Annotated in this window: 24 protein-coding genes; 8 read left to right on the top strand and 16 right to left on the bottom strand. The window is 67.7% G+C overall.

The genetic code is table 11. The features are described 5' to 3' along the window. Nucleotides 1-48 precede the first annotated feature (48 nt). Nucleotides 49-303, top strand: a complete 255-nt coding sequence (locus G578_RS0111750) for a hypothetical protein (RefSeq protein ID WP_028794406.1) — start codon at nt 49-51, stop codon at nt 301-303. A 57-nt stretch (nt 304-360) separates the two neighbouring features. Here the strand turns inward: G578_RS0111750 and mdoH are convergent, their stop codons facing one another. Then, on the bottom strand, nt 361-2,133 hold the full coding sequence (gene mdoH / locus G578_RS25955) for a glucans biosynthesis glucosyltransferase MdoH (RefSeq protein ID WP_051244657.1): 1,773 nt from the start codon (nt 2,131-2,133) through the stop codon (nt 361-363). Between the two features lie 196 nt (nt 2,134-2,329). Here mdoH and G578_RS25950 point away from each other — a divergent pair, with 196 nt between their 5' ends. Then, the gene (locus tag G578_RS25950; protein ID WP_051244655.1) at nt 2,330-2,965 is read left to right on the top strand and encodes a glutathione S-transferase family protein; all 636 of its coding nucleotides are present in this window, start codon (nt 2,330-2,332) and stop codon (nt 2,963-2,965) included. A gap of 6 nt (nt 2,966-2,971) precedes the next feature. On the opposite strand, the gene G578_RS0111735 is transcribed toward G578_RS25950, so the two are convergent. The 7 genes from G578_RS0111735 to G578_RS25940 all read right to left on the bottom strand — a co-directional run bounded on the left by G578_RS0111735 (nt 2,972) and on the right by G578_RS25940 (nt 9,162). Continuing rightward, a complete protein-coding gene (locus G578_RS0111735; RefSeq protein WP_028794405.1) occupies nt 2,972-3,331 on the bottom strand; it encodes a HesB/IscA family protein in 360 nt (119 codons plus the stop codon). Nucleotides 3,332-3,408: 77 nt separating this feature from the next. Continuing rightward, complete coding sequence (locus G578_RS0111730; protein WP_028794404.1) at nt 3,409-3,807, bottom strand: SUF system Fe-S cluster assembly protein; 399 nt, start codon at nt 3,805-3,807, stop codon at nt 3,409-3,411. 31 nt (nt 3,808-3,838) lie between these two features. After that, entirely contained in the window at nt 3,839-5,086 is a 1,248-nt protein-coding gene (locus G578_RS0111725) for an aminotransferase class V-fold PLP-dependent enzyme (RefSeq protein ID WP_028794403.1), read from the bottom strand. 2 nt (nt 5,087-5,088) lie between these two features. Continuing rightward, nucleotides 5,089-6,390 carry a Fe-S cluster assembly protein SufD gene (gene sufD, locus G578_RS25945; RefSeq protein WP_051244653.1) on the bottom strand — a complete coding sequence of 434 codons (1,302 nt, stop codon included), beginning with the start codon at nt 6,388-6,390 and terminating at the stop codon, nt 5,089-5,091. A gap of 10 nt (nt 6,391-6,400) precedes the next feature. Continuing rightward, a complete protein-coding gene (gene sufC / locus G578_RS0111715; protein ID WP_425425904.1) occupies nt 6,401-7,156 on the bottom strand; it encodes a Fe-S cluster assembly ATPase SufC in 756 nt (251 codons plus the stop codon). Nucleotides 7,157-7,180: 24 nt separating this feature from the next. Next, entirely contained in the window at nt 7,181-8,638 is a 1,458-nt protein-coding gene (gene sufB / locus G578_RS0111710) for a Fe-S cluster assembly protein SufB (RefSeq protein WP_028794401.1), read from the bottom strand. 53 nt (nt 8,639-8,691) lie between these two features. Next, on the bottom strand, nt 8,692-9,162 hold the full coding sequence (locus tag G578_RS25940) for an SUF system Fe-S cluster assembly regulator (protein ID WP_038014046.1): 471 nt from the start codon (nt 9,160-9,162) through the stop codon (nt 8,692-8,694). A gap of 220 nt (nt 9,163-9,382) precedes the next feature. Here G578_RS25940 and G578_RS0111700 point away from each other — a divergent pair, with 220 nt between their 5' ends. Beyond that, nucleotides 9,383-10,258 carry a DMT family transporter gene (locus G578_RS0111700; protein ID WP_028794400.1) on the top strand — a complete coding sequence of 292 codons (876 nt, stop codon included), beginning with the start codon at nt 9,383-9,385 and terminating at the stop codon, nt 10,256-10,258. A 430-nt stretch (nt 10,259-10,688) separates the two neighbouring features. Here the strand turns inward: G578_RS0111700 and G578_RS0111695 are convergent, their stop codons facing one another. Beyond that, entirely contained in the window at nt 10,689-11,114 is a 426-nt protein-coding gene (locus tag G578_RS0111695; RefSeq protein ID WP_028794399.1) for a flagellar FliJ family protein, read from the bottom strand. Nucleotides 11,115-11,129: 15 nt separating this feature from the next. Beyond that, entirely contained in the window at nt 11,130-12,470 is a 1,341-nt protein-coding gene (fliI, locus tag G578_RS0111690; RefSeq protein WP_028794398.1) for a flagellar protein export ATPase FliI, read from the bottom strand. 147 nt (nt 12,471-12,617) lie between these two features. Between fliI and ctrA the strand changes: the two genes are divergently transcribed. Beyond that, entirely contained in the window at nt 12,618-13,316 is a 699-nt protein-coding gene (gene ctrA / locus G578_RS0111685) for a response regulator transcription factor CtrA (RefSeq protein ID WP_028794397.1), read from the top strand. A gap of 93 nt (nt 13,317-13,409) precedes the next feature. Here ctrA and G578_RS0111680 read toward each other — a convergent pair whose 3' ends face one another. The 5 genes from G578_RS0111680 to G578_RS0111660 all read right to left on the bottom strand — a co-directional run bounded on the left by G578_RS0111680 (nt 13,410) and on the right by G578_RS0111660 (nt 17,145). After that, nucleotides 13,410-14,246, bottom strand: a complete 837-nt coding sequence (locus tag G578_RS0111680; RefSeq protein ID WP_028794396.1) for a CheR family methyltransferase — start codon at nt 14,244-14,246, stop codon at nt 13,410-13,412. Further along, complete coding sequence (locus tag G578_RS0111675) at nt 14,243-15,439, bottom strand: protein-glutamate methylesterase/protein-glutamine glutaminase (protein WP_425425914.1); 1,197 nt, start codon at nt 15,437-15,439, stop codon at nt 14,243-14,245. The genes G578_RS0111680 and G578_RS0111675 overlap by 4 nt, the downstream gene beginning before the upstream one ends. Further along, entirely contained in the window at nt 15,436-15,801 is a 366-nt protein-coding gene (locus G578_RS0111670; protein ID WP_028794394.1) for a response regulator, read from the bottom strand. The genes G578_RS0111675 and G578_RS0111670 overlap by 4 nt, the downstream gene beginning before the upstream one ends. A gap of 61 nt (nt 15,802-15,862) precedes the next feature. Further along, a complete protein-coding gene (locus G578_RS0111665; protein WP_028794393.1) occupies nt 15,863-16,369 on the bottom strand; it encodes a chemotaxis protein CheW in 507 nt (168 codons plus the stop codon). 164 nt (nt 16,370-16,533) lie between these two features. Then, entirely contained in the window at nt 16,534-17,145 is a 612-nt protein-coding gene (locus tag G578_RS0111660; protein WP_084618833.1) for a histidine phosphotransferase family protein, read from the bottom strand. Nucleotides 17,146-17,267: 122 nt separating this feature from the next. On the opposite strand from G578_RS0111660, the gene G578_RS0111655 reads away from it, so the two are divergent. Both G578_RS0111655 and G578_RS0111650 read left to right on the top strand, forming a co-directional pair. Continuing rightward, nucleotides 17,268-17,450, top strand: coding sequence for a DUF3553 domain-containing protein (locus G578_RS0111655; RefSeq protein WP_028794391.1), 183 nt, complete (start codon nt 17,268-17,270; stop codon nt 17,448-17,450). A 10-nt stretch (nt 17,451-17,460) separates the two neighbouring features. Next, the gene (locus G578_RS0111650) at nt 17,461-18,201 is read left to right on the top strand and encodes a Rossmann-like domain-containing protein (RefSeq protein ID WP_028794390.1); all 741 of its coding nucleotides are present in this window, start codon (nt 17,461-17,463) and stop codon (nt 18,199-18,201) included. Here the strand turns inward: G578_RS0111650 and G578_RS0111645 are convergent. Beyond that, nucleotides 18,192-18,773 carry a TetR/AcrR family transcriptional regulator gene (locus tag G578_RS0111645; RefSeq protein WP_028794389.1) on the bottom strand — a complete coding sequence of 194 codons (582 nt, stop codon included), beginning with the start codon at nt 18,771-18,773 and terminating at the stop codon, nt 18,192-18,194. The two genes, G578_RS0111650 and G578_RS0111645, sit on opposite strands and share 10 nt — an antisense overlap. Before the next feature lie 74 nt (nt 18,774-18,847). On the opposite strand from G578_RS0111645, the gene bdcA reads away from it, so the two are divergent. Together bdcA and G578_RS0111635 are read left to right on the top strand one after the other, a co-directional pair. Continuing rightward, nucleotides 18,848-19,561 (top strand): SDR family oxidoreductase, encoded by a 714-nt coding sequence (bdcA, locus tag G578_RS0111640; RefSeq protein WP_028794388.1) that lies wholly within the window; start codon nt 18,848-18,850, stop codon nt 19,559-19,561. Between the two features lie 62 nt (nt 19,562-19,623). Further along, nucleotides 19,624-21,174 (top strand): class I adenylate-forming enzyme family protein, encoded by a 1,551-nt coding sequence (locus G578_RS0111635; protein WP_038014043.1) that lies wholly within the window; start codon nt 19,624-19,626, stop codon nt 21,172-21,174. The last annotated feature ends 20 nt before the right edge of the window (nt 21,175-21,194 follow it).

Genomic DNA, 21,194 nt, shown 5'->3' with positions numbered 1-21,194 from the left:
GATCTACCGCCTCGTTGTCCGAACAAAGCGCCAGAAAGGGCCGGCCTCATGTCTTCCGCAGACATTGATCTTGAAAACCTGTTCAACGAGGGTACCGACGACGCCTCCGCGCTGACCCCGGCCCCCGCCCCGATGCCGATGCCTTCCCGTGAGCTGCGCACCGTCGGCGGGCTTATGATCTCGGCCATGTCAGGGCTCTCCGCCCTGGCACCCTCCGCCCTGGCACCCTCAGCCCTGCCGGCCTCGTCCCTGGCCCAACGCGCCGTCATGCCGGCCGTGGAGAACAAGAGCACGCCCCGATAGGTCCGGAACGCGTTCCGGCTGCCCTCCTCCCCGCTTCCCCGACAATCCGTCCTCGTCTCACCCGCCATCGGTCAAAACCTTCGGCGGGTGAACTTCTTCCGGGATCAGGAACAGCCTGGCCCGGCGCATCGCGGCCCCCAGAGCCGGTGAGCTGCCGGCCAGGGTCAGCGGTGCCGAGAGCACCAGCCCGGCGATCACTGGCGAGGCAATGGCCAGCGCCTCCAGCGACGCCCAGCCGATCGCGATAGCCGCCAGAACGCCGACGACCATGTGCATGCCATGGGCCCGCAGGACCTCGCCCAGGGCGGCCTGCTCGCCGGTGCGCTGGCCCGGCTTCCAGCCGCTGGAAGAGCCGGCCAGGATCTCGACGACAAAGCGGGTGTGCAGCAACATCATCACCGGCGCGCTGAGGGTGCTGAACACCATCTCCGCCAGCATGCTGCCGAGCAGCGGGAAAACCCCGCCATGGCCGCGGCGCAGCGGGCCGTCGGTCAACACCAGCACGGTGCCGATGATCTTCGGCAGGAACAGCATACCGAGCGACACGGCGACCAGCAGCCAGGGATTGGCGTCCACGATCGGCGGCAGGGACACCGGAGCCACGCCGGACAGCGCGGCCATGGCCGGAGCGCGGGCCAGCAGACCGACCGCGCCGGCGATCAGAAACAGCATCCAGATCGGCGAGGCGAGATAGGCCAGCGCCCCCATGAAGAAATGCAGCCGGTTGGTCCAGCCGATACCGTCGGCGACGAGCAGCTGCATGTGCTGCAGGTTGCCCTGGCACCAGCGCCGGTCGCGGGCGGCATGGGCGAGCAGGCTGGGCGGCGGCTCCTCGAAGCTGCCGAGGCGGTCGGCCACGACCTTCACCGACCAGCCGCCGCGATGCAGCATTGCCGCCTCGACGAAATCGTGGCTCAGGATCTCCCCGCCCAGCGGCGCATTGCCCGGCAGCGCGGCCAGGCCGCAGCATTCGGCGAAGGCCGCCATGCGGATCATGGCGTTGTGGCCCCAATAGGTGGCGCTGTCGCCCATCAGCAGGCGCACGCCCTCGGCCGAGGCCTGGCCGTAGACCGAGGTGGCGAACTGCTGCATGCGGCCGAACGGCGTGGTGCCGCGCACCGGCCGCACCCAGGTCTGCACCAGGGCCAGCTTCGGATCGGCGTCGAGCTCATCGGCCAGGCGCTGCACCGTGGGACCGTCCATGCGGCTGTCGGCGTCGAGGATCAGCGCGAACTCGTAGGCGCCGCCCCAGGTCTCCACGAAATCCTGGATATTGCCGGCCTTGCGCCCGCGGTTGTCCTTGCGCTGGCGGTAGAAGATCCGGTCGGCCGCGTCGTATTTGCGGCGCAGACGGCGGCACACGGCGATCTCCAACTCGACCTTCTCCGCGCTGCGGGTGTCGCTGAGGATGAACAGGTGGAAGCCGTAGAGCCGGGCCTCGGCGCTGAGCGAGGCGAACATCCGATCCAGCCCGGCCTCCACGGCGTCGGGATCCTCCTCGTAGATCGGGATCGCCACCGCCAGCCGGCCGCCCACCACCCGGTCCGAATACGGCGCCCTGCTGCGCCGGCTGATCGCCAGCGAGACCGCGCCGATGACCGACAGGCAGAAATTGGCGGAGATCCAGGCGGTGAGGATGGTGAACAGCCCGACCAGCAGCCACTGATACGGCCCCACGATCGACTGGGAGATGTAGTCCTGGAACTCCAGGACGATGCCGATGGTGAGCGCCAGGGTCATGGAGGCACAGAGCACCGACAGGACCAGCGGCCGCACCCGGCCATGGCCGGTGGCTGTCCCGGGAGGAATGGGCCGGTTGCGATTGGACATGACGCAGGTTCACTTCCGCACGGACACAGGAACGGTGCCGCCGCGGGAGGAAAGCCGGCGCCGGAACACCCTAGTCAGACGCCTCCGTGGGGAGAGTTATTCCCGTTCGCGACCAAGTCGGGCAGATTGACCGTCAGGGCCTCGCGGCGAACCGGATGGCCCGCCCGCATCCGCCTGGCAACGAAGGATCTTCACCATGATGCATGTCCTGTACTGGAGCGGCCGGGCCGGGTCGCTGGCGCCGCTCTGCCTGCTGATCGAATGCGGCGTGCCGCACGAGACCGTACAGGTCGATACCAGCCGGCATGCGCACAAGACGGCGGACTATCTGCGTGACGTGCATCCGCTGGGCACGGTGCCGGCCCTGCGCCTGCCGGACGGCCAGGTCATCCTGGAATCCGGCGCCATGGTGCTGCATCTGGCGGAGCTGGCACCGTCTCTCGCCCCCGCCGCCGGTTCGGCCGACCGGGCGATGTTCCTCAACTGGGTCGCGTATGGCGCCGGGTCGCTCTACCCGGCGTATCAGCGGGTCTACCACACCGACCACATCGTCCCGGACGAAGCCGCGCGGCCGGCCGCCCGGGAGGCGGCCGTGGTGGCGTTGGATCGGTGCTGGGACGTGGTGGAAGCCGCCCTGGAAGCCGGCCGGCCCGGCCTGTTCGGCGACCGGCCGGGCGCGGCGGACGTCTATCTGGCGATGCTGGCCCTATGGCATCCGGCACCGGAGCGGCTCGCAGCCGCCTGCCCGAAGGTCAGGGCGATGAAGGATGCGGTGTGGGCGCTGCCGTCGATGCGGCAGGCGCTCGCCGTGCACGGATTGGAGACGGCGTGATCCGGACTATTCGGCGGCGGCGACGCTGAAACTCTCGCCGCAGCCGCAGCGGCCGGTCTCGTTCGGGTTGTTGAAGACGAAGCCGGAGAACAGCTTGTCCTCCTGGTAGTCCATCTCCGAGCCGAGGATGAACATCACCGCCGTCGGGTCGATGAAGATCTTCACGCCCTTGTCCTCGACCACGTCCTCGAGCCGCTTCTGCTCCTTGGCGTATTCGACAATGTAGGACAGGCCCGAGCAGCCGGTGTTCTTGATGCCCACGCGCAGGCCGATGACGCCCTCGTCGCCGGCATTGTCCACTAGTCTGCGAACCCGCTCGGCGGCGGCTTCGGTCAGCGTGATCGGGGCTTTTCCCGGTTGGAACATCGATCTCACCTAAGGTTTCGACAGTCGTTCACAGTCCGTTTGCGCGTTCTCTTCCTCACCCTACAGGTGGGGATAGTTTAGAACATGTCCAGCAGCAGTCGAGCCTCTTCGCTCATCCGAGCCTTGGTCCAGGGCGGATCCCAGACCAGCGTCACCTCGACCTCGCCCACGCCCTCGGCCTTGGCGACGGCGTCGGCGACCATCTTCGGCATCTCGCCCGCCACCGGACAGGCCGGGGCCGTCAGGGTCATCTCGATTTTCACCGAGCCGTCGTCGAACCGCTCGATGTCGTAGATCAGGCCGAGATCGTACAGGTTCACCGGGATTTCCGGGTCGTGCACGGTCTTCAGCGCCTCGATGATCGTCTGCTCGTCGGCCGGACCCTTGGGATCGTCCAGGGGGGCGCCGGCGCGCGCCATGCCGTCCGGGCCGACGGTGCCGGGCATGAAATCGTGCAGGCCGAGCTCATGGTTCATGACGAGGTCCATTTCCTATCAGACGTCCGGCTCACGCGAAGATCTGGCGTACCTTGTCGAGGGCACCGACCAGCACGTCGATCTCCTCGCGGGTGTTGTACATGGCGAAGCTCGCCCTTGTGGTCGAGCCCACGTCGTAGAAGTCCATCAGCGGCTGGGCGCAGTGATGGCCGGCGCGCACCGCCACCCCCTGCTGATCGACGATGGTCGCGATGTCGTGCGGATGGGCGCAGTCCAGGGTGAAGGTCACCAGCGACACCTTGCCGGCCGCCGTGCCCAGGATCTCCAGCCCGTCGACGGACGCGAGCTTCTGTGTGGCGTAGTTCAGCAGGTCGCGCTCGTGCTCGGCGATGCGGTCGAGGCCGACGCCGTTCACATAGTCGATGGCGGCGGCCAGGCCGATCGCCTGGGCGATGGCCGGGGTGCCGGCCTCGAACTTGGCCGGCAGGTCGGCCCACTCGCTCTTCTCGATGGAGACCGAGGAGATCATGTCGCCGCCGCCCTGATACGGCGGCATGGCGTCCAGCACGCTCTCCTTGCCGTACAGCACGCCGATGCCCGACGGGCCGTAGAGCTTGTGGCCGGTGAAGCAGTAGAAGTCGCAGCCGATGTCCCGGACGTCGACGCCAATATGCTGCACAGCCTGGCTGCCGTCGAGCAGCACCGCCGCCCCGGCGTCATGCGCCAGCTTCGTCACCTCATGGACCGGCACCACGGTGCCCAGCACGTTGGAGACGTGGCAGATCGCCACCAGCTTGGTGCGCTCGGTCAGCAGTTCCTTGAAGGCCGCCATGTCGAAGGCTCCGCCCTCGCCCGGCTTCAGCGCCTTCAGCACCAGCCCCTTCTCGTCGCGCAGCATCTGCCACGGCACGATGTTGGAGTGGTGCTCCATGTAGGTGATGAGGATCTCGTCGCCCGGCTGCAGGTTCGCGCGGCCCCAGCTCGACGCGACCAGATTGATCGCCTCGGTGGTGTTGCGGGTGAAGATGATCTCCGACGTGGAGGCGGCGTTCAGGAAGCCGCGCACGGTCTCGCGCGCGCCCTCGTAGTCGTCGGTCGCCTTCTCGCTCATGAAATGCAGGCCGCGGTGCACGTTGGCGTAGCCGCTGCTGTACACCTCGGAGATCCGGTCGATCACCTGGCGCGGCTTCTGGGCCGAGGCGCCGTTGTCGAGATAGACCAGCGGCTTGCCGTGCACCGTGCTCGACAGGATCGGGAAATCGGCGCGGATCCGCGCGATGTCGTAGGCCTCACCCTTGGCGGTCGCACCTTCCGGCATGCTCAGAGCCCTCCCTCGGCCGGCGCGCCGGCGATGTTCTTCTGCATCCACTCGGCCGCCGCCGCGCGGAACGCGTCACGGATCGGTACGCGCTGGATGTGATCGACGGCCTCGTCCACATAGGCCGACACCAGGATGGCGCGGGCGCGCTCCTCCGGAATGCCGCGGGCCATCAGGTAGAACAGCTGGTCGTCCTCCAGCTCGCCCACGGTGGCGCCGTGGCTGCATTTCACGTCGTCGGCGTAGATCTCCAGCTCCGGCTTGGAGTTGATCTCCGCCTCGCGCGACAGCAGCAGCGCCCGGTTCATCTGGTAGCCGTCGGTCTTCTGGGCGTCGGGGCGGACCAGGATCTTGCCCTGGAACACGCCATGGGCGCGGTCGGCCAGCACGCCCTTGTACAGCTCGTGGCTGGCGCAGTCGGGCTCGGCATGGTCGATGAACGTGGCGGTGTCCATGTGCTGGTCGCCGCAGGCGAGATAGCCGCCGTTGATCCGGTACTCGATGTGCCGGCCGGCCAGGGTGGCGCGGATCTCGTTGCGCGACAGCGTCGCCCCCGTCGACAGGGCGAAATTGTCGTAGGTGCTGTTGGCGGCGCAGCGGGCGGCGGTCATGGCGATGTGGAACGCCTCGCCGCTCTCGGCCTGCAGCTTGTAGTGGCCCAGGCGCGCGTCCTTGCCGATCACCAGCTCGGTGACGGCGTTGTTCACATAGGCGCCGCCGCCGGTATGGACCTCCACCAGATCCGCCATGGCGCCGTCTTCCACGACCACCAGGATGCGGGGATGGGCGGCGACGGTCCCGGCCCCCTCCAGGCTACGGGTATCGACCAGCAGCAGGATCGGCGTCTCGACCGCCGCCCCCTTGCGGATGCGCAGGGCGATGCCGCCGGTGAAGGCGCCGGTGTTGATCGCGGTGAACGGATGCGGCGCGGTCTCGGCCACCGTGCCCAGTGTCTCCGACACCCAGTCGGGCGCGTCGTCCGGCTCGGCCAGCCCCACAAGGTCCACACCCTCGGGCATGGCGTCGGCATGGGTCAGCGTGCCGTTCGACAGGTGCAGCTCGACCGCCTGCAGATCGGCGAAGGCCGGCAGGCGCGCGATCTCGGCGGTGCCGGTCGCGGCGACCGGCTCCAGGGCCTTGAGCGCGTTCAGGTTGGTGAACTTCCACGCCTCGGTCCGCACGCCGGGCAGTCCGGTGCGCTCCGCGTTCTCCACCGCCGTGCGGCGCATCTTGGTCAGCCACGGCGACCCGCCCTCGGTCTTCGGGACCGCGGCCAGCAGCGGAAGGGTTGCTTTGTCAGCCATTTCAAGTCCTTCAGGCCGCCGCCTCAACGAAATCGGCATAGCCGTTCTGCTCCAGCTCCAGCGCCAGCTCCTTGCCGCCGCTCTTCTGGATCCGGCCATGGGCCAGCACGTGGATCACGTCCGGCTCGATATGGTTCAGCAGCCGCTGGTAGTGGGTGATGACCAGCATCGAGCGCTCCGGCGTGCGCAGGGCGTTCACGCCTTCGGAGACGACCTTCAGCGCATCGATGTCGAGGCCGCTATCGGTCTCGTCGAGGATGCAGAACTTCGGCTCCAGCACGGCCATCTGGAGGATCTCGTTGCGCTTCTTCTCGCCGCCGGAGAAGCCGACATTGACCGCGCGCTTCAGCATTTCGTCGGTGACGCCCAGGGTCTTGGCCTTGGCGCGCACCATCTTCAGGAAGCCCATGGCGTCGATCTCTTCCTCGCCGACCGCCTTGCGCCGGGCGTTGACCGCCTCGCGCAGGAAGGTCATGCCGGTCACGCCGGGCAGTTCCACCGGATACTGCATGGCCAGGAACACGCCGGCGACGGCGCGCTCGTCCGCCTCCATCTCCAGCAGGTCGTGGCCATCCAGACGGATCGAGCCCTCGGTCACCTCATAGCCTTCGCGGCCGGCCAGCACGTAGCTCAGCGTGCTCTTGCCGGAGCCGTTCGGCCCCATGATGGCGTGCACCTGACCGGCCTCGATCGACAGGTCGATGCCCTTCAGGATCGGCTTGCCGTCAACTTCGGCGTGAAGATTTTCGATTTCCAACAGTGCCATAACAGATTTTCCTCACGCGTCGTCTTAACCGACGCTGCCTTCCAAGCTGATACCGATGAGCTTCTGCGCCTCGACGGCGAACTCCATCGGCAGTTCCTTCATGACTTCCTTGCAGAAGCCGTTGACGATCAGGCCCACCGAATCCTCGGTCGAGAGACCGCGGGACATGCAGTAGAAAAGCTGATCCTCGCTGATCTTCGAGGTGGTGGCCTCGTGCTCGATGCGGGCGGACGGGTTCTTGCTCTCGATATACGGGACCGTGTGCGCCCCGCACTTGTCGCCGATCAGCAGACTGTCGCACTGGGTGAAGTTGCGCGCCCCGTCGGCCCGCTTGCCCACGCGCACCAGGCCGCGATAGGTGTTGTCCGCCCGGCCGGCGCTGATCCCCTTGGAGATGATCGTCGAGCGGGTGTTCTTGCCCAGGTGGATCATCTTCGTGCCGGTATCGGCCTGCTGGGCGTTGTTGGTGATCGCCACCGAGTAGAACTCGCCGACGCTGTCGTCGCCCTGCAGGATGCAGCTCGGATACTTCCAGGTGATGGCCGAGCCGGTCTCGACCTGGGTCCAGGAGATCTTCGAGCGCTTGCCGCGGCACGCACCGCGCTTGGTCACGAAATTGTAGATCCCGCCCTTGCCGTCCTCGTCGCCCGGATACCAGTTCTGGACGGTGGAGTACTTGATCTCCGCATCGTCCAGGGCGACCAGCTCGACCACGGCGGCGTGAAGCTGGTTCTCGTCGCGCTGGGGCGCGGTGCAGCCCTCCAGATAGGAGACGTAGCTGCCCTCTTCGGCGACGATCAGGGTGCGCTCGAACTGCCCGGTGTTCTGGGCGTTGATGCGGAAATACGTGCTCAGCTCCATCGGGCAGCGCACCCCCTTGGGGATGTAGACGAAGCTGCCATCGGTGAAGACGGCGCTGTTCAGGCAGGCGAAGTAGTTGTCGGCCGCCGGCACGACCGAGCCGAGATAGCGCTTCACCAGATCGGGATGGGTGCGCACCGCCTCGGAGATCGAGCAGAACACGACGCCGTGCTTCTCAAGCTCCTTCTTGTAGGTCGTGGCGACGGACACGCTGTCGAACACCGCGTCGACCGCGACCACGCCGGCCAGGATCTCCTGCTCCTTCAGCGGAATGCCCAGCTTCTCGTAGGTCGCCAGCAGTTCCGGATCGACCTCGTCCAGGGAGTTCAGCTGCGGCTTCTGGGTCGGCGCCGCGTAGTAGTACAGGTCCTGGTAGTCGATCGGCGGATAGCCGACCTTGGCCCAGTTCGGCTCCTTCATCTGCTGCCACTGCTGGAACGCCTTCAGGCGCCATTCCAGCAGCCATTCCGGCTCTTCCTTCTTGGCCGAGATGAAGCGGATGGTGGTCTCGTCGAGCCCCTTCGGCGCCATGTCCATGTCGATATCGGTCACGAAGCCGTGCTTGTAGGCACGTCCGGTGACTTCCTCGACCTGGCGCACGGTATCGACTGTTGCAGCCATCCTTCTCTCTCCCAGTCCTATTCGACTCTTAAGTCCAAGTCTCAGGCGTTATCTCAGGCGTTTTGCAGACTCGGCTGCCGGCGGGACGCCCCGTCGGCCGACCGGTCCGGGAACATCTCTTCCGGATCCATCATGTCCGCAAGCGTCACGGCATCCAGGGCGGCATGGATCGCGGCATTCACCCGGTTCCAGTTGCCCCGCATGAAGCAGGAATGCTCGACCTCGCAGCTCTCCTCCGCCCCGTCAACGCAGGCGGTCAGCGCGATCGGCCCCTCCAGGGCCTGAATGATCTCGGTCATGCTCACCGCCGCGGCCGGCCGGTCGAGCGAATAACCGCCCTTGGCCCCGCGATGGGCGGTGATCAGCGAGGCATGGGTCATGATCTTCAGGATCTTGGAGACCGACGGCACCGGCACCCCGGTCGACTCCGACAGGGCCGCCGCCGTGCGCACGCGCCCGACATCGTGAGCCATGTGGCCCAGGATGACGATCGCGTAATCCGTCATGCGATTAAGTCGCAACATCACAAACCGTACCTTTCCGGTACGGTATACATAGGTCGCCCCTTCCCCCGGGTCAACGGGAATGAGGACCGGAATGGTTCAGTATCCGCTCCGGCCCGGCTGGTTCCGGTCCGGCCCGCCGGAGCCCGACCGACCCGGAGGGCCATCGCTTGACGCGGATCGTCCGGGGGTGTCTTTTCCTCCTCCCCTTCCGCTGGGGCCCACCCGAGGGAGCCGCCGCGTGGCCGTCACGACCGTTCCGCTTCAGACCAACACCCTCAAGGCCGTGCTGTGGATGATGGGCGCGCTGGCCTCGTTCACCACCATGGCACTGGCCGGGCGCGAGCTGACCCAGGAGATGTCGGTCTTCCAGGCGCTCAGCTTCCGCAGCATCATCTGCGTCGCCGTGCTGACCGGGATCGCCGCGTTCCGGCGCTTCGAGGGCATCCGCACCGAGCGCATCGGCCTGCATCTGGCGCGCAACACCGTCCATTTCGCCGGTCAGTTCGGCTGGGTCTACGGGCTCAGCCTGCTGCCGCTGGCCGCGGTGTTCTCCATCGAGTTCACCGTGCCGATCTGGACCGCGATCCTGGCCGCCATGTTCCTCGGCGAGCCGTTCACCCGCTGGCGGATGATCGCGGTGGCCATGGGCTTCGTCGGCATCCTGATCGTGGTGCGGCCGGGCGCGGCGATGCTGGACGTGGCCGCCTTCGCCGTGCTCGGCGCCGCCATGGCCTATGCCGCGACCTATGTCTTCACCCGGCACATGGCCTCGACCGAGCGGCCCTTCGCCATCGTGTTCTGGATGAACCTGATCCAGCTGCCCCTGGGTCTGATCCCGGCGCTGACCATGTGGGTGACGCCGTCGCCGGAGAATTACATCTGGATCGCGGCGATCGGCCTGGGCGGGCTGTGCTCGCACTGGTGCGTGGCCCATGCCATGCGCCATGCGGACGCGGCGGTGGTGGCGCCGATGGACTTCATCCGGCTGCCGATCATCGCGGTGATCGGCTACCTGTTCTACGCCGAGCCCTGGAACCCCTACGTTCTGATAGGCGGCGTGCTGATCTTCTCCGGCAACATGATCAACCTGTGGGGCGAGCGCCGCCGGCGGTAGGTGCGTTCCGCTTCCTCTTCATCCATTCCTGCTTCCTTTTTTCCTTCAACCTTCACCCACTCCCCGGATTTATTCCGGGGCAACGGTTCCGCCGCTTCGTCGTTCGGCGAGAAGCTTCGGCGATCGAGCTGTTCCCGGCCTTGCCCCGGCACAAGGCCGGGGAGTGCAGAGAAGCGGGGAGTGCAGAGAAGAAGTGCGCGAGGGAGGGTCGAGCGCGAGGGGGTAGGAGGATCCCCCTCCCCGTCTTCCCGGGCCTGACCCGGGATCCAGGAAACGGGCGGCCGGAACTGCCGGAGTAAGAGCCCCGGCGCTCCGGCACGCCGACGGCTGGGTCCCGGGTCAGGCCCGGGAAGACGGATGAAGAAACTTCGCGAAGGCGGGCGAGGAGACCTCGCGAAGACGGGCGAGGAGGCAACCGGGGGAAAGCCCCCTACAGCCGCTCGTCCCGGCGGCGGAGCAGGTTGCCGGCGATTTCGTCGATCTCCATCTGCTCCTTGGCCTCGCGCTCCTTGCGGGCCTTCTCCAGCCGCGCCTGGTGCGCCATCTCGTAGCGCTTCAGCTCGGCGAAGGCCTCGCGGACGATCTCGCGCTGCTCCTCCACCGACTGCTCGGCCTTGGCGATCGCCCGGTCGGCCTCCGCGCGGCGCTCCACCAGCCGGCCGGCATAGGCGCCATAGGCGAAGCCGACCAGCCCGACCTCCTGGGAGGCCACCTGCTGCTCGTGCGCCTGCTCGTCGTCCAGCGCCTGGCGCTGGTCCCGGGCGGCGGCCAGCCGCTCCTCCAGCGCCGCGAGCCGCTTGCGCTTCTCGTCGAGCTGGTTCTCCGACAGTTCGATCAGGGTGTCGAACGGGCGCATGGCTCAGCCGCTCCCCTACTCCGCCTCGCTCATGGCGACGCCCAGGATCTCCGCCAGCTCGGCATAGCCGGCATCGATATCCGCGTTGTCGTCCTTGTCCTGGTTGAGGAACGCCTCCAGCGGCTCGTGAAACCGGATGGCCTCGTCCACCAGCGGGTCGCTGCCGCGGCGGTAGGCGCCGAGGCGGATCATGTCCGCCATGTCCTCGTAGGTCGACATCAGCGCCCGGGCCCGGCGAATCAGGGCGGTCTGCTCCCCGGTATTGCAGTCCGGCATCATCCGGCTGACCGAGCGCAGGATGTTGATCGCCGGATAGCGCCCGCGGTCGGCGATCGCGCGCTCCAGCACCACATGGCCGTCGAGGATGCCGCGCACCGCGTCTGAGATCGGCTCGTTATGGTCGTCGCCTTCCACCAGCACGCTGAACAGCCCGGTGATCGCGCCCGCCTCCACGCCAGGACCGGCCCGCTCCAGAAGGCGGGGCAGCTCGGCGAACACCGTCGGCGTATAGCCCTTGGAGGCCGGCGGCTCGCCGGTGGCCAGGCCGATCTCGCGCTGGGCCATGGCGAAGCGGGTGACGCTGTCCATCATGCACAGGACCTGCTTGCCCTGGTCGCGGAAATACTCGGCCACCGCCAGGGTCAGATAGGCCGCCTGGCGGCGCATCAGCGGGCTCTCGTCGGAGGTGGCGACCACCACCACGGAGCGGCGCATGCCCTCCTCGCCCAGATAGTCCTGGATGAACTCCTGCACCTCGCGGCCGCGCTCGCCGATCAGGCCGATGACGAAGACGTCGGCTTCGGAGAACCGGGCCAGCATGGCCATCAGCACCGACTTGCCGACGCCCGAGCCGGCGAAGATGCCCATGCGCTGGCCGCGGCAGATCGAGATGAACTGGTTGATCGCCCGCACCCCCACGTCGAGCTTGGCCCCGACCCGCTGGCGCCGGTGGGCCGGCGGCGGGCTGTTGCGCAGGGGATAGCCCTCCGCCCCCTCGGCCAGCGGACCGGCGCCGTCGATCGAGCGTCCCATCGCGTCGACCACCCGGCCGAGCCAGCTCTCGTCGGGATAGATCACCGGTGCGGCGTCGGAGATCTGCGCGCGGGAGCCGATGCCGACCCCTTCCAGCGGGCCGAACGGCATGGCCAGCGCGCGGCCGTCGCGGAAGCCGACCACCTCGCAGGCGACCATGCGGCCGCCCCGCGCCTGCACGAAGCAGCGGTCGCCGATCGACAGCGCGCGCTCCACGCCGCCGATCTCCACCATCATCCCCAAAACCGCGGTTACGCGGCCATAGAGACGAAATTCAGGTATTTTTTCAATATCGCTCGCCAGGTGTTTAAGCAGGGTGGCCACGGCCAACTCCTTGATCCGCTGGGATTTCGAAGATTATCACAAGCTTTTCGTAGGCACGAGCGGCGCTGCGGCGTTAACCTTTCTTTTAAGCCATGTCTCTTAAACCTAGGCGTTAATGCCCAGGTAGGGATCAAAGGGAGAAAAGCCATGCGCATCCTGCTGGTCGAGGATGAGGACGCGGTCGCACGCAGCATCGAGTTGATGCTGAGCGCCGAAGGCTGGGTGGTTGACCGGGCCGAAGCCGGCGAAGACGGTCTCGAGATCGGAAAGCTCTACGATTACGACATCATCCTGCTGGATCTGATGTTGCCCGACATGGACGGCTACGACGTCCTGAAGAAGCTGCGCCAGGCCCGGGTGAAGACGCCGATCCTGATCCTGTCCGGCCTGTCCGAGCTCGATGCCAAGATCAAGGGCCTCGGCTACGGCGCCGACGACTACGTGACCAAGCCGTTCGACCGCCGCGAGCTCGTCGCCCGCATCCAGGCGATCGTGCGCCGGTCCATGGGCCACAGCGAATCGATCATCGCCACCGGCAAGCTCCAGGTGAACCTGGACAGCCGCTCGGTCGACGTCGAGGGCCAGCCCCTGCACCTCACCGGCAAGGAATACGGCATCCTGGAGCTGCTCTCCCTGCGCAAGGGCACGACCCTGACCAAGGAAATGTTCCTGAACCATCTGTACAACGGGATGGACGAGCCGGAGCTGAAGATCATCGACGTCTTCATCTGCAAGCTGCGCAAGAAGCTGTCGAACGCCACCGGCGGCGACAACTACATCGAGACGGTCTGGGGCCGCGGCTACGTGCTGCGCGACCCGAACGAGGCGAAGACCAACGCGGCGTAAGCCGTCGGCGGTTCTCTCCCCCGTTCGGCGCCCCGTTGGCCGAACCAGCAAAACGCATCGCCGGTCCCTCCCGGCGATGCGTTTTGCTTTCGGTCAGGCGGTCGCCTTGACCGCCGCCTTCTGGGAAATCCGGTAGACGCCGCGCTGGCCCGGGATCGGCTCGAACCGGTCGGTGACTCCGAGCACGGTCTCGGCCCCGCCGAGATACAGCCCGCCATCCGGCGCCATCTGGTCGGCGATGCCGGCGAGAACCTTCGCCTTGGTCGGCTGGTCGAAATAGATCAGCACGTTGCGGCAGAACACGATGTCGAACTGGCCCAGCATGCGCGGGTGATCCAGCAGGTTGAACTCCCGGTACTGGACCATGGTGCGGATCTTGTCGCTGATCCGCCACTTGTCGCCCTCCTGGGCGAAATACTTGACCAGCATGGTGATCGGCAGGCCGCGCTGGACCTCGAACTGCGAATAGGTGCCCTGCCTGGCGCGGCCGATGATGTCGGAGGACAGGTCCGTGGCCACGATCTCGAAGCGCCAGCCGGCCACCTTCGCCCCCAGCTCGGTGAGCAGCATGGCGATCGAATAGGGCTCCTGGCCGCTGGAACAGGCAGCACTCCAGATCCGGATGCGCTTGCTCCCCGCCCGCGCCTTCATCAGCTCCGGCAGCAGCAGGTCGCGCAGGTTGTCGAACGGCTTCATGTCGCGGAAGAACAGCGACTCGTTCGTGGTCATGGCGTCGACCACGTCCTTGATCATCTTGTGGTCGGCGCGCGACCGCATGGCGGCGACCAGGGCGTCGATGGTCTCCAGCCCCCACTTGCGGGCCACCGGCGCCAGGCGGTTCTCCAGCAGATACGCCTTCTCCGGCGTGACCACGAGGCCAGACTGGTCCTTGAGAAGCTTGGCCAAATGCTCCAGATCCGCCGGTTTCATGCCGCCCACCTCGCCGTCTGCCGATCGATCCAGGGAGCGATCTGATCCAGCGGCAGCACGGCGGTACAGATGCCGGCACGGGCGACCGCCCCCGGCATTCCCCACACCACGCTGGACGCTTCGTCCTGGGCGATGACGGTCCCGCCGGCGTTCACCAGCGCCTCCGACCCCTTCTGCCCGTCGTGACCCATGCCCGTCAGGATGACGGTCAGCGCCTGTCCGCCCCAAGCCTCGATCGCGCTGCGCAGCATCGGGTCGACCGCCGGGCGGCAGAAATTCTCCGGCGGGTCCTTGGTCAGCCGCAGCACCACGCCGGTGCCCGAGCGTTCCGCCAGCATGTGGAAGTCGCCGGGGGCGAGATGGACCCGGCCGGACTGGACCGGCATGCGGTCGGTCGCCTCCACGCATTGCCAGCCCGTGGACCGGGTGATGTGGTCGGCGAGGATCGAGGTGAAGGTCGCCGGCATGTGCTGGGTCAGCAGGATCGGCATCCGCAGCGACTTCGACAGGGCGCCGAGCAGCTTGAACAGCGCCTGCGGTCCGCCGGTCGAGCTGCCGATGCACAGGACCTGCGGCGGCCGGCGGCCGGCAGCCCGTAACGCGATCGGCGGCGCGGCCGGTTTCGCCGCCGGGGCCGCCCGCGGTGTCGTGGCGGCGGTGGTGGCGGCGGGGGTGGCGGCGGTGCCGCGATCGGCGGTGAACCGCGGCCGGGCCGGAGCCGCGCCCCCGACCTTGCGCCGACGCGCGGCGGCCAGGGCCTTCACCTTCTCCAGCAGCTCGCGCTTGAAGACCTCGGCGGCCGACAGCTCGCGCATGCTGCTCGGCTTCGGGATGTAGTCCTTGGCGCCCAGCGCCAGCGCCTTCAGCGAGATGTCGGCATTGCGCGCCGTCAGGGTGGACGCCATGACGACCGGCACGTCGGGATCGATCTTCAGCAGCTCCGGCAGGGCGGTCAGACCGTCCATGCGGGGCATCTCGATATCGAGGACGACGACCTCGATCTTGCCCTTGTCCTTGGCCAGGGTGTTGACCGCCATCTGGCCGTCGCCGACCGAGGCGACCACCTGGACCTCCGGATCGCTCTCGAGCGAGCGGGCGAACAGGCCGCGGATCACGGCGGAATCGTCCACCAGCATGACCCGATACGGGTCGGCGGAGCGCGGAGGCTTGGGGGGGGAGGTCAGCACCATCAGATCAACCCGACCTGCTGGAATTTGGTGGCGATGATGTCGCTGTCGAACGGCTTCATGATGTACTCGTTGGCGCCGGAGGAGATCGCCTCCTGGATGTGCTGCATGTCGTTCTCGGTGGTGCAGAACACGACGATCGGCCCGTCGCCGCCGGGCATCTTGCGCAGCGCGCGCAGGAACTCGATGCCGTTCATCACCGGCATGTTCCAGTCCAGCAGCACCGCGTCGGGCAGCTTGCGCTCGCAGGCTTCCAGGGCCTGCTTCCCGTCCGCCGCCTCCTCGATTTCGAACTCCAGACCCTGCAGGATCCGGCGCGCCACCATCCTGACGACCTTGGAATCGTCGACAACCAGGCAGGATTTCATCAGCGTCGCCTCGCGTCCCCTTCTGGGGCTTTGCAGTTTCTTCTCAAATGCGCGGCAATCATCATGCGGGTTCCTGCCCGATGAAGTCGAGAAGATTGGACACGTCGAGGACCACCAGCAGGGTGTCCTTGAGCTGATAGATCCCGGCCGAAATCTCGCGGATCCGCGCCGGCATGGTGGGCGGATGCGGCTCGAACCTGTCCAGGTCCAGCGTCAGCACCTCCCCGACCCCGTCGACGATCAGGCTGTACAGGTCGCCGTGATGCTCGACCACGACGCTCATCGACTTCTGGTCGATCGGCAGCGGATCCAGGCCCAGGCGGCGGCGGACATGGATCGCGGTGACGATCCGACCGCGCAGGTTCAGCGAGCCGGCGATCTCCGGCGGCGCCAGCGGAATCCGCGTGATCCGCTGCGGTCCGAGGATGTCGTGGACCATGAGCACCGGGATGCCGAACATCTGGCCGCCGATGGAGATGGAGGCGAACTGTCCGGTCGCGCGCTCCCCGCCGAAGGCCTGGGGAACGCCCGAATTGCGCTGTGTCGAGGGAAGGTTGTTGTTGGCCATTGCCGTCCGTCACTGGATCAGGCGGTCCGATCGCCAGAAACCTCGGATCAGGCCGTGGAGCACCTCCCACAGCCGCTCGCGCACTTTCTCGCTCGAATGGGGCGGCGACACAAGCACAGTCGGTGGCTGAAATCTCGATTGTGCGTGTGTCCATCGCGGCCGCCCTAATCCGGTCGGACGGCGAAGCCGGGCGGCGTGGTGGCGGTCACGCTGTAGTCGATGTCGAAGCGCCGCGCCGTCTCACCCACGGTCGCCGGCAGCACCAGCACCTCGTCCTCCGGCTCCAGTGCGCCGGACAGCGCCTGGAGCGTCTTGTCCGACAGGGTCGCGTCGTTGCCCTCGGCGCCGATCCGGATCTCCTCCGCCGTGACGGAAACCGACACCATGCCGCCGCGCGGCAGGCTCTCCGCCGCGACCACGGCAAGGCCGAGCATCACCTTGATCACCCCGGCCCTGGGCTTGGCGAGCCCGTCGGCGATGGCGATCCGGGGCTCCAGCTTGCGGTGGCTCAGATAGTCGGCCAGCACCGGCCGGGCATCGAGGAAACCGATTCCCCCGCCGCTGCCCGCACCGCCGAACGCCATCCGGAAGAAGGTGAGACGGGCGGCGGCCTGATCGACCGAACTGGCGACCAGGTCCATCGCCTCGGCGCCGACATCGTCCGCGCCGAACTCGCGCACCAGCTCCAATCCGTTGCGCGCCGCGGACGCCGGGCCGATGAGGTCGTGGAACAGGCGCGACAGCAGCAAGTCCAGATGACGGGGCGAAATGCTCAAGACGACCTCCTCAGGTCACGTTCCGACGGTATCTCCACCATATCCATCTTAAAGGAATCGTTAATAACCCTATGAGACTCTGATATTCTCAGGTGTCGGTTTCAGGGCCTCGGAGTAGTGACATGGAATTCCTCAGTCCTGGCGGCTACGTGCGATTGGAGGGGCGGCCCGATTGGGGGCTCGGCCAGATCCAGTCGGTGGTCGGCTCGCGCGTGACGGTGAACTTCGAGCATGCGGGCAAGCAGCTGATCAACACCGACCGCGCCATGCTGCTCTCCGCGGACACGACCTCCCGCTCAAACTGACCCTCACCCCATGAGACAGAGCCTGCTGGCGCCGGCGATCGCCGGAATGGACGACGGGGCCGTCGCCGAGCGGATCGTGGTCGGCTTCAACTGGACCGCGGTGCAGTGCGGCGCGTCCGTCGGCCTCGCCTGGTCGCCGCGCGGCATGGCCGGTGCCCACACCACGCCGCAGACCGGCTCCTATGCCGGCCGGCCGCTGGCCGACCTTGCCCGGCTCTGCCTGACCGACAATCCCTATGAGCGCTCGATCGGCCTCGCCGCCGCCAACGCCTTCTGGAACCGGCCCGCCCCAAGCCTGCAGGAGGGCGACGGCCTGACCCCCTGGGCACGGGACCCGGAGGCGCTCAGGGAAGAGCTGGCCGGCACCGTCATCGTCGGCCGCTTCCCCGGCCTGGACGCCAAGTTTCCCGGCGCGACGGTGGTCGAGCTCGACCCGCGCGCGGGCGAGGTCGCCTATGCCGATGCCGGCCCCCGCTTCGCCACGGCCCGGGCCCTTGTCATGACGGCGTCCACGCTGGTGAACGGCACCGCCGAGGCGATCCTGGCCGCCGTCTCGCCCGAGGCCCGCGTCTCCGTCGTCGGCCCGTCGGTGCCGCTCTGTCCCGGCCTGCTGACCGGCCCGGTGCGGCGCCTCGCCGGCTTCGTGGTGACCGAGCCGCAGGCCGCCTTCACCGCGGTGATGGAGGGCGCGGGCGCCAAGGCGCTGAAGCGGTTCGGGCGGCCGGTGACCCTGACGGCACCTCAGGCGTAGACAGGGGCCGCCGCCCGGGCGGCGGCGACAAGCCGCTCCTGCGCCACCCCGTCGCGCGCCAGCGCCGACAGACCGGCCATCAGACTGACGGTGAAATCCGCTAGCCGCTCGGCATCCTGGGGACGTTCCAGGGCGATGCGGTCGCGGATCCGATCCCGGCCGGCCTGCTTGAGCCGGGCGGTCAGTGCGACCGCCTCGGCATCGGCGCTGTTCCAGGTGCCGCTCAGCACCATGCAGCCGCAGGGCGCGCCGGGCCGGGAATAGAACCGTGCCGCCTCCTCCAGGAAGAACGGCAGTACTTCCGCCACCGGCCCCTCGCGGTTCAGGAATTCCGCCAGGATGCCGCCATTCTGCGCCTCGTAGGCGAGCAGCGCCCGCTCGAACAGGCCGAGCTTGCTGCCGAAAGCCGCGTAGAGGCTGGGCGGCGCGATTCCCATGGCCGCCCCCAGCTCGGCGACGCCGACCCCGTCATAGCCGCGTTCGTGGAACAGCGTCTCGGCGGCTTCGATGGCGTCGGACTCGTTGAACCGACGCGGTCTCCCCCGGCCACGGATTTTTTTTGTATCGTTCACTATAAAATATCCTTGATAGTCCGGCGCTCATATTTATATAGCGATCACTTCATATTTTCTCAAGGAGACCGCAGATGTCCACTCTAGCCCAAAAGCGCGCGCTCGTTCTCGGCGGAAGCCGGGGGATCGGCGCCGCCATCGTCCGCCGGCTGGCCCGCGACGGAGCCGACGTGACCTTCACCTATTCGGGATCCGCCGACGCGGCACAGGCGCTCGCCGAGGAGACCGGCGCCAAGACCGTCCAGTCCGACAGCGCGAGCCGCGACGCCACCACCCGCACGGTCCGCGAGGCCGGCCCGCTCGACATCCTCGTCGTCAATGCCGGCGTGGCGATGATCGGCGAAGCCGTCGAGCTCGACCCCGACGGGGTCGACCGGATGATCGATATCAACATCCGCAGCCCCTACCACGCCTCGGTCGAGGCGGCGAAGACCATGGCCGATGGCGGCCGCATCGTGATCATCGGCTCGGTCAACGGCGACCGGGTGCCCTTTGCCGGCGGTGCGGCCTACGGCATGACGAAATCCGCCATGCAGAGCCTGGCACGCGGCCTGGCCCGGGATCTCGGCCCGCGTGGGATCACCGTGAACGTCGTCCAGCCCGGCCCGGTCGACACCGACATGAACCCGGTGGACGGGCCGATGCGCGACGTCATGCACAGCTTCATGGCGATCAAGCGCCACGGCACCCCGGCGGAAATCGCCGGCATGGTGGCCTATCTGACCGGTCCGGAGGCGGGCTACGTCACCGGCGCCATGCACACCATCGACGGCGGTTTCGGCGCCTGATGCCGAGCCTGCCCCTCTCGACCGATTGACCGGGGGGCGGAAGGCGCTACGGTTCCAGAATCATGACGCCAGCTCCCTCCGCCTCCGCCCTGATCGCCCGCAGTGCCCTGAGCACGGTGGCCGGGCTGTTCCTGCAGCAGGTGCGCCGCGGCGGCGGCCGGCCGGCGGTGCAGACCCGGGACGCCACCCTGTCCTACGCAGATCTCTGCGACCGCGCCCGCCGGCTCTCCTCGGTGCTCGAAGACAAGGGCATCGGCCCCGGCGACCGGGTCGCCATCCTGTCGGAGAACCGGGGGGAATACCTGGAGGCCTATCTCGCCGCCGCCATGACCGGCGCGGTGCTGGCCTGTCAGAACTGGCGGCTGTCCACCGCCGAACTCACCCACTGCCTGGGCCTGGTCGAGCCGTCCCTGGTGCTGGTCTCCGAGCGTCACGCGGACAAACTGGCACAGATCGCAGGGTACGCGGATAAATGCCTGGTGCTGGGCGATGCCTACGAGGCGGCCCTGGCCGCGGCCGCGCCGTCCGCCCTGCCCGCGCTGGAAGACCTCGATCCCGAGGCGCCGCTGCTGATCCTGTACACCTCCGGCACCACCGGCCTGCCCAAGGGGGCGGTGATCAGCCACCGCGCCCAGATCGTGCGCAACATGGTCACCCGCGCCGAATTCTCCATCGATGCCGCCGACAGCTTCGTCGCCTGGTCGCCGATGTACCACATGGGGGCGGCCGACAATTCCATCGGCACCCTGATGGCCGGCGGCAAGGTCATCGTCGTCGACGGCTTCGACCAGGGCCATCTGGCCGAGGTGGTCCGCGAAGAGCCGATCGGCTGGCTGCTGCTGATGCCGGGCATGGTCGGCGGCTTCGCGACCGAGATCGAGACGCGGGGCGTGACCGCCAAGCGCATCAAGGTCTGCGGCGTCATGGCCGACCTGGTGCCGCCGGCGGAGATCGCCCGCATCACCCGCCTGCTCGACGCCCCCTACGCCAACACCTTCGGAGCGACCGAGACCGGCTGCCCGCCCTGTTCCTCCTCGCTGATCCCGATCGGCGTGGCGCCCGCGAGCCTGTCGAAGGAACAGAGCATCTTCTGCGAGGTCCGGCTGGTCGACCCGGACGGCGCCGAGGTGGCAGACGGCGCCCCGGGCGAGCTCGCCATGCGCGGCCCGACCCTGTTCAGCGGCTACTGGCGCAACGAGACCACGAACCTGTCGGACTTCCGCGACGGCTGGTTCCACATGGGCGACGTGTTCCGCCGCAACCCGGACGGCAGCCTCGATTTCGTCGATCGGGTCAAATACCTGATCAAGTCGGGTGGGGAGAACATCTACCCGGCCGAGATCGAGCGGGTGATCCTGGCCGACCCGCGGGTGATCGACGCCGCCGTCGTCCGCCGGCCGGACCCGAAATGGGGCGAGGTCCCCATCGCCTTCGTCGCGAAACAGGACGACAGCCTGACCGAGGCCGACCTCTACGCCCGCTGCCGGGCCGAACTCGCCGGCTACAAGCAGCCCAAGAGCATCCACTTCATCGCGATGGCGGACTTCCCGCGCTCCGCCTCGGGCAAGATCCAGCGCCACGAACTCGAGAAGCGGCTGCCGGCCGCCGACTAATCTTCAATTCGGAGGAAACG

This window comes from Thalassobaculum salexigens DSM 19539 (assembly GCF_000423805.1).
GTDB lineage: Bacteria > Pseudomonadota > Alphaproteobacteria > Thalassobaculales > Thalassobaculaceae > Thalassobaculum > Thalassobaculum litoreum.
Note: the sequence above shows the minus strand (reverse complement) of the source record. Positions and strands in the feature narration are given on the sequence as shown.